Below are 7,197 nucleotides of genomic sequence, written 5' to 3' on the forward strand. Positions count from 1 at the left end.
GGGAAATATGCGTACTACACATGAGCAACGACCAGCCCCGGTTCGATACTCGGAGCGTTCATGCGGGGCAACGTCCGGACCCCGCGACAGGGGCGGTTGCGCCCCCACTCTATCAAACCACGTCCTACGCGTTCGAAACCGCCGACTACGCCGCCGAACTGTACGCGTTGGAGCGGGACGGCCACATCTACTCCCGCCTGAGCAACCCGACCGTCGAGATGCTGGAGGACCGCATCGCCTCGCTCGAAGGCGGAACGGGTGCGGTCGCCACCGCGAGCGGCATGGCCGCGCTGGACTCCCTGACGCTGGTCCTCGCCGAAACGGGCGATAACGTCGTCCTCTCCACCGACACCTACGGCGGCACGACGGCCTACTTCTCTCACACCGCGTCCCGCCGGGGAATCGATGCTCGCCTCGTGGACACGCTGGATTACGAGGCGTACGAGGAGCAAATCGACGACGACACGGCGTTCGTCCACGTCGAAACGGTCGGCAACCCGTCGCTCGTCACGCCGGATTTCGAACGCGTGGCCGACATCGCCCACGAACACGGCGTTCCGTTGGTCGTGGACAACACCTTCGCCACCCCTGCGCTGTGTCGCCCGCTCGAACACGGTGCGGACGCGGTCTGGGAATCCACGACGAAGTGGCTCCACGGGAGCGGCACGACGGTCGGCGGTGTCCTTGTGGACGGCGGCGATTTCGACTGGAACGCGGACGACTACCCCGAAATCGGCGGTGAGAACCCCGCGTACCACAGCGTAAATTTCTCGGAGGACTTCTCCGACGCGCCCCTCGCCGCCGCCGCCAGACTCCGCTCGGTTCGAAGCCTCGGTAACCAGCAATCCCCGTTCGACGCGTGGCAGACCCTGCAGGGACTCGAAACCCTCCCGCTCCGGATGGACCGCCATTGCGAGAACGCCGCCGTCGTCGCGGAGTATCTCGCCGACCACGAGGACGTCTCGTGGGTCGCCTATCCCGGCCTCGACGACCACCGCACGCACGACAATGCGGAGCGGTATCTATCGGGCGGATTCGGCGGCATGATCGCCTTCGGTCTCGGCGAGTTCGAGGCCAGCAAGACGTTCTGCGAGGACGTCGAACTCGCCTCCTTCCTCGCCAACATCGGGGACGCGAAGACGCTCGTGATTCACCCAGCGAGTACGACGCACGCACAACTCTCACCCGACGAACAGCGCGCGGCGGGCGTCACCCGCGACCTGATTCGACTCTCCGTGGGCATCGAGGACCCGGCCGACATCCTCGCCGACATCGACGCCGCAATCGAGACGGCGACAACGACGCGAACGGAGGAACCGACACGATGACCGGTTCGGGAACCTCGTCGGCCGACGGAATTTCGAACGGATCGTCACGCTCGCTCGGTTCGTTCGAGTTCGAATGCGGCGAGCACCTTCCCGAACTCGAAGTCGCGTACGAAACCCACGGCGAGTTCACCGGCGACAACGCCGTCCTCGTCTGCCACGCGCTGACCGGGAGTCACCGCGTCACCGGGTCGGTGGACGGACAGGGCGAAGGCTGGTGGGACGAGGTCGTCGGCCCGGGCAAACCCATCGACACCCACGAGCAGTTCGTCATCGCCGCGAACGTCCCCGGATCGTGCTACGGAACCACCGGCCCGGCGAGCACGAACCCGGAGACGGGCGAACCGTACGGCTCCGACTTCCCGACCGTCACCGTCGGCGACTGGACGCGAGCGCAGCGGCGACTGCTCGACGACATCGGCATCGACCGACTTCGTGCGGTTATCGGCGGAAGCGTCGGCGGCATGAACGCCCTCGAATGGGTGAAGCGATACCCGGACCGCGTCGAGCGCGTGATTCCCGTCGCCACGGCGGCACGCCTCGACCCGCAACTGCTCAGCCTGTCGGCGGTCGCACGCCGAGCGATTACGTCCGACCCCGTCTGGCAGGGCGGCGATTACTACCCCGACCACCCCGACTCCGGCCTCGCGTTGGCTCGCCAACTGGGCCACATCACCTACCTCTCGAAGGAATCGATGGACGAGAAGTTCGGCCGGGACCTCGCCGATTGTCAGCCCCGGTCGTTCCCGTCCGGCGGCGGGGAGAACGACGGCCAAACCGCCGACTTCGCGGCCGACTCCTACCGCGACGTCGAGAGCTATCTCGACTATCAAGCACAAAAGTTCGTCCGGCGATTCGACGCCAACAGTTATCTCCACCTCACGAACGCCATGGAGAACTACGACCTCGCCGCGGGCTATGACTCGGACGCCGAAGCCCTCTCGGAGTTCGACGGGGAAGCGCTCGTGGTTTCGTTCTCCGGCGACTGGCATTTCACGGTCGAACAGTCCGACCACCTCGCGGACGCGTTCCGACGCGCCGGTGTCGAAGTCACGCACCGGTCCCTCCACAGCAACCACGGCCACGACGCCTTCCTCGCCGAACCCGAACTCGTCGGCCCGCCGATTCGACGGTTCCTGTCGAACGACGCCGGACGGTTCGCGCCGGTTCACGCCAGTCTGTTCGCACAGTGAACCGAGGCCTCTCTTCTGCTGTCTTTCCCGACGCGGCCCGCTCCGGGTCGGCCGTGGCACTCATTAACATTCGTGTCGTTCAACGTTCGAGATGGGAAATCGACCGTCGCGGCCGCTCGTCGTACTCGTCGTGGTTTCGCTCGCCCTCGGTAGCGTCGCGTTCGTTTCGACCGTGACAGTGCAGGCGCAGGGTACGCAAGTGGAGGGTACGCAAACGCAGTCGGGAGGACAGACCGCGACCTGTGATTTCCCCGCGCTCTACGACCGGAGCATCGACTCGGTCGTCTCCGTCGGCGTCCGAACGCCGCGTGGCGCTGGCGAAGGTTCGGGGTTCGTCTACGAACGCTCGGGTTCGACGGGTTACATCGTCACGAACAACCACGTCGTCGCCGATGCAACTCGGCTTCGCGTCCAGTTCAATCGTAGACAGATGCGCGATGCGGAAGTCGTCGGCACCGCACCGAAGCGCGACCTCGCGGTACTGCGGGTTCGAAACGTCCCGTCCTACGTTGATACTCTCCCGATCGCAAGAGGAGAGGCCGAACCTGGGCAAGCCGTCGCCGCACTCGGTAGCCCGCTCGGCTTGCAGGGAACCATCACGGAGGGCGTCGTCAGCGGGGTCGATCGGACGCTTCCGTCACGCCACGGGGCGACGATTTCCGGCGTCGTCCAGACCGACGCGGCCATCAACCCGGGTAACAGCGGCGGCCCGCTCGTGAGTTGTGACGGCCGGGTCGTCGGCGTCAACACCGCCGGAATCGTCGGCGGGGAGAACCTCGGCTTCGCCATCTCGTCGCGGATGCTCCGAAAGACGGTGCCGCCGCTCGTCCGTGACGCCCGAAAAAATCAGTCCGAAATCTCGATGCGGTCGCCGTCGTCGATTTCCTTCTCGGCGATGGGGAGCCTGACTTCGAGGACGCCGTTGCGGTAGGTCGCCTCGATGCCGTCCTTTTCGACCGACTTGGGCAGGGTCACGCGTTCCGAGAGTTCACGGGCACGGCTGAAGTCGTCACCCGACACCTCGTGTTTTCCGGCGACGGTCAGCGCGTCGTCGTCGAACGAGACTTCGATCTCCTCCTTCTCGAATCCGGGGAGGTCGGCCACGAGGATGAATTCACCATCGTGCTCTTTCAGGTTCAAGTGCGTGCCGCCGTGGGAGTGGCTTTGTAGGTCCTGCCGCAGGTCGCTCGTGCCCCACATGCGGGCGCGCATCTGTTCGAACATTCGGTCCATGTCCTCGAAGGGAGTGTATCGTTCCATGACAATCACCAAATGTATTAGACGCTCGCTGAGATATTAAAGATAGCGGGACACGGAATATCACGTGTCTCTGGACTTCTATTGCAACATCTCCGCTTTAGGTATCGATCAGATAGCGTTCTTATCGACCAACACGTCGTGCAGTTCGTTCATGTGCGTGACGATGGTGTCACAGGCGGGTGCGACGGCCGGTTTGGGGTCGAAGCCGACGGCCAATCCGGCGACTTCGAGCATCGGCAGGTCGTTCGCGCCGTCGCCGATAGCGATGGTGTTCACCATATCCACGTCCAGTTCCTCGGCGAGCGACCTGAGCGCCTTGTCCTTCGTCCCCTCGATGAGCGGTCCCTCGGTCTCTCCCGTGAGTTTCGTCCCGTCGTCCACGACTCGGTTGGCGACGATGGTGTCCACCGACACGCCCTCGCGGTCGAGCGCGACTTTGACGCCGCGCTCGAACCCGCCTGTGAGGATGGCGACGTGGGTTTCCTTGTCGGCCAAATCGTCGAGGATGTCGGCCGCGCCGGGTCGGAGCGTCACCTCCGAAAACGCGTCGGCGGACTTCTCCAGCGACAGGCCTTCGAGGAGGGACACCCGGTCGCGGAGGCTCTTCGCGTAGCTGATTTCGTCGTTCATCGCACGAGCGGTGATGTCGGCCATCTCGTCGGCCGCACCGACCTGTTTCCCGAGCAGGACCGTCATCTCCGAATCCGAAAGCGTTCCGTCGAAGTCGAACGCGACTAGCTTCATTCGAATCGAGGTTCGCGCTTTTGGTTGTTAAAGGAGTGTGGTCGTCGTGGAAATTGCCACGGTCGGCTGACCGAACGGCTTACCGTCCCAATCTCACCAACGTCATCAGTTCCCGCGCATCGTCCAACTTCTTCCGTCGCATCTGTTCGCCGATACTCGGCGAATCCAGACCCCCCAACGCGTTGTACGCGCGGTCGATTCCCCGGATGCTCTCGACCAGTTGCTCGCCCTCTGCGTACGAAATATCGTCCCGCTCTATCCGGTGTTTCCGTTCGAGGCGTTCCCGCTTGAGTTGCCGTTTTACCTCCTCGATACGGTCGCGTTCGCCCTCCGGAACCGTTTCGAGTCGTTTGCACTCGAAGACGAACGCGTTCAGGTCGACGGTCGTTCCTTGGATGCTGATCTTTTCGGGAATCTTCCTCCCGATGGTTCCCGAGGGGCGGTTGACTTCGTCGAGGAGTCGCTCCCGCTGTCGCTCGTTCATATCTCGTCTTCACCTGACAGCAAGATAGGGATTCGGAGCACGGACGTACTCCAAAACATCTGACAAACACCCACGATTTATTTTCCGACCGAACGACGTTCGAACGATGAGCGACGAGGTACCGAGTTCGACCGAACTCCTCGGACGGGTCGATAACGCGACCCGGTTCAAGATCCTGCGGTCGCTGGCGAACGCGTGCCACGAGTCGCCGCCCGACCCGTGGCTCGAATACTCCGAACTCCGCGACGCGGTCTCCATCCGCGACAAGGGTAACTTCAACTACCACCTCGACCGACTCGGCGACCTCATCGAGAAGGGACCGGCGGGATACTGCATCTCGTCCTTCGGCATGCAGGTCGTTTCGGCCATCGCGTCCGGCACCCTCGACCCGGATTGGACGTGGGGTCCGATCGATGCGCCCGGCGAGTGCGTCTTCTGTGGCGATTCGGTGACCTTCCGCTACGAGGACGGTGCCCTCCGTCTCTCGTGTGGAACGGACGACCACACGCTGTTGCTTCCGGGTTCGCCGAGCTTGCTCGATACGGGATCGGAGGAAACCATCGTCGAGCGTATCGCGCTCTCCTCGTACCACGAGTTCGCGCTGACCTACCGCGGCGTCTGTCCAGGGTGTGAAGGGTACGTCGACGGGAGCATTCATCGCGAGAACGTGGAACCGGAACACTACCACTATCACGCCGACTGCCCGCGGTGTGGATTCCAGTCCGGGTTTCCGGTCGGCGTCGTCGCCCTCTTCCATCCGGACGTAATCTCCTTCTTCGCCGAACACGGAACGGACGTTCGCTCGACGCCGTTCTGGACGCTGGACTTCTGTCGTCCCGGACACGAGACGGTGCTGTCTACGGACCCCCTCCGCTTCCGCGTCGACGTGACCGAGGGGGACGAGACGCTCTCGGTCGTGCTGAACGACGGGAAGGATCGTCATTTCTGAACCCGAAAGCGTTCCGCCGAAATAGAACCCGCCTCGCTTCGTTCCAATCGTGAGTCACGCCCCACCGGTTTCCCCTTCGATGCAGAGCGCTGGCGGGAAACACCAAGAGCTATAACATATCTGTCGAGATATGTGGCTGCATCTGAATGAGTTCCGATAGTGACATTCCGATAGACCCTGACGGTTCCTCGGGACCGAGCATCCCCGATATCGATCTTCGAAGCATCTTCGGCAACACCCTCCTCATCGTCCTCGTCATCCTTCTCATCGCCGCTCCGGTGGTCGGATTCCTCTCGTGGACGCCCACTGATGAGGGGAACGTCCAAGTCGTCAAAAAGTGGGGTGCGGCGACGGGAACGGTGTTCGAACCGGGTGCCCACTTCATCAATCCGGTTTCACAGGACACCGTGTCGCTCTCCACGCGCCCGCAGTCCTACACGATGTCCAGCCAACAGGGCGAAGGGAGCAAGTCCGATACCGACGACTCGATCACCGTCCTGACGGAGGACGGGCTCCGCGTGGACATCGACATCACCGTCCGGTATCGCGTGGATGCGGGACAGGCCGTGAAGTTCTACAAGAACTACCGGTCACTCGGGTCCGCGGAACAGCGACTCATCCGCCCAAGCATTCGGTCCGTCCTCCGAACCGAGGCGGGTGCCCTCCCGGTGACCGAAATCTACACCGGAAAGGGCCAAACGAAGCTGAAACAGGCCGCACAGAGCGCACTGAAGAAGGATTTCAGCCGTGACGGCCTCATCCTCGAAGCGGTTCAGATTCGCAAGGTCAACCTGCCCAAACAGTACGAGCAGGCGGTCGAACAGAAGGAAATCACGAAACAGCGCCGCCAGCAGAAGGAGAACGAACTCGAAGTCGAGAAACTCGAAGCCGACCGGAAGAAAATAGAGGCGAACGGTGAGGCGGAAGCGAACCAGATCTTGAGTCAATCGCTCGATCAGAAAGTCCTCACTCAGAAGTACATCGATAAACTGGACGAGACCGATACGGTGTACATCCCGGTCGGCGACAGCGGCTACCCGCAGTTCGTGCGGAACATCGGCGGGTCGAACAACGATTCGCCGTCGGGAACGACCAACAACTCGACGAACGCGTCGGCCTGATGACGGACGACGCCACGACCCGATTGGCGAAGTGGGTCCTCGTCGCGGTCGGATTCGCCTCGCTCGCGGTGCTCCTCGGCGTCGTCGTCAGGTCGTTCGTGAGTTGGAAGGCCCTCCTCCT

At 62.9% G+C, this 7,197-nt stretch carries 8 protein-coding genes; 5 read left to right on the forward strand and 3 right to left on the reverse strand.

The annotated features are described in order from the left end of the window. The first annotated feature begins 20 nt into the window (after positions 1-20). The 3 genes from WBV42_RS06270 to WBV42_RS06280 all read left to right on the forward strand — a co-directional run bounded on the left by WBV42_RS06270 (position 21) and on the right by WBV42_RS06280 (position 3,449). Positions 21-1,328 (forward strand): O-acetylhomoserine aminocarboxypropyltransferase/cysteine synthase family protein, encoded by a 1,308-nt coding sequence (locus WBV42_RS06270; protein WP_423985264.1) that lies wholly within the window; start codon positions 21-23, stop codon positions 1,326-1,328. Next, entirely contained in the window at positions 1,325-2,518 is a 1,194-nt protein-coding gene (gene metX, locus WBV42_RS06275; RefSeq protein WP_423985265.1) for a homoserine O-acetyltransferase MetX, read from the forward strand. The genes WBV42_RS06270 and metX overlap by 4 nt, the downstream gene beginning before the upstream one ends. A 91-nt stretch (positions 2,519-2,609) precedes the next feature. Continuing rightward, the gene (locus WBV42_RS06280; RefSeq protein ID WP_423985267.1) at positions 2,610-3,449 is read left to right on the forward strand and encodes a S1C family serine protease; all 840 of its coding nucleotides are present in this window, start codon (positions 2,610-2,612) and stop codon (positions 3,447-3,449) included. Here WBV42_RS06280 and WBV42_RS06285 read toward each other — a convergent pair. The 3 genes from WBV42_RS06285 to WBV42_RS06295 form a co-directional block, all read right to left on the reverse strand. After that, positions 3,365-3,778 (reverse strand): Hsp20/alpha crystallin family protein, encoded by a 414-nt coding sequence (locus WBV42_RS06285; protein ID WP_423985268.1) that lies wholly within the window; start codon positions 3,776-3,778, stop codon positions 3,365-3,367. The two genes, WBV42_RS06280 and WBV42_RS06285, sit on opposite strands and share 85 nt — an antisense overlap. 108 nt (positions 3,779-3,886) lie before the next feature. After that, the gene (serB, locus tag WBV42_RS06290; protein WP_253225079.1) at positions 3,887-4,522 is read right to left on the reverse strand and encodes a phosphoserine phosphatase SerB; all 636 of its coding nucleotides are present in this window, start codon (positions 4,520-4,522) and stop codon (positions 3,887-3,889) included. A gap of 79 nt (positions 4,523-4,601) precedes the next feature. Then, positions 4,602-5,006 carry a DUF5788 family protein gene (locus WBV42_RS06295; RefSeq protein WP_423985269.1) on the reverse strand — a complete coding sequence of 135 codons (405 nt, stop codon included), beginning with the start codon at positions 5,004-5,006 and terminating at the stop codon, positions 4,602-4,604. Positions 5,007-5,112: 106 nt separating this feature from the next. On the opposite strand from WBV42_RS06295, the gene WBV42_RS06300 reads away from it, so the two are divergent. Beyond that, entirely contained in the window at positions 5,113-5,955 is an 843-nt protein-coding gene (locus WBV42_RS06300) for a DUF7351 domain-containing protein (RefSeq protein WP_423985270.1), read from the forward strand. A gap of 146 nt (positions 5,956-6,101) precedes the next feature. Further along, positions 6,102-7,076 (forward strand): prohibitin family protein, encoded by a 975-nt coding sequence (locus WBV42_RS06305; RefSeq protein WP_423985271.1) that lies wholly within the window; start codon positions 6,102-6,104, stop codon positions 7,074-7,076. The last annotated feature ends 121 nt before the right edge of the window (positions 7,077-7,197 follow it).

Source organism: Haladaptatus sp. (assembly GCF_049589095.1).
Taxonomy (GTDB): Archaea; Halobacteriota; Halobacteria; order Halobacteriales; family Haladaptataceae; genus Haladaptatus.

What these genes read in the sequence shown, in the direction of transcription:
- WBV42_RS06285 (WP_423985268.1), bottom strand. Translation starts at nt 3,778, where the DNA reads ATGGAACGATACACTCCCTTCGAGGACATGGACCGAATGTTCGAACAG.
- metX (WP_423985265.1), top strand. Translation starts at nt 1,325, where the DNA reads ATGACCGGTTCGGGAACCTCGTCGGCCGACGGAATTTCGAACGGATCG.
- WBV42_RS06270 (WP_423985264.1), top strand. Translation starts at nt 21, where the DNA reads ATGAGCAACGACCAGCCCCGGTTCGATACTCGGAGCGTTCATGCGGGG.
- serB (WP_253225079.1), bottom strand. Translation starts at nt 4,522, where the DNA reads ATGAAGCTAGTCGCGTTCGACTTCGACGGAACGCTTTCGGATTCGGAG.
- WBV42_RS06305 (WP_423985271.1), top strand. Translation starts at nt 6,102, where the DNA reads ATGAGTTCCGATAGTGACATTCCGATAGACCCTGACGGTTCCTCGGGA.
- WBV42_RS06295 (WP_423985269.1), bottom strand. Translation starts at nt 5,006, where the DNA reads ATGAACGAGCGACAGCGGGAGCGACTCCTCGACGAAGTCAACCGCCCC.
- WBV42_RS06280 (WP_423985267.1), top strand. Translation starts at nt 2,610, where the DNA reads ATGGGAAATCGACCGTCGCGGCCGCTCGTCGTACTCGTCGTGGTTTCG.
- WBV42_RS06300 (WP_423985270.1), top strand. Translation starts at nt 5,113, where the DNA reads ATGAGCGACGAGGTACCGAGTTCGACCGAACTCCTCGGACGGGTCGAT.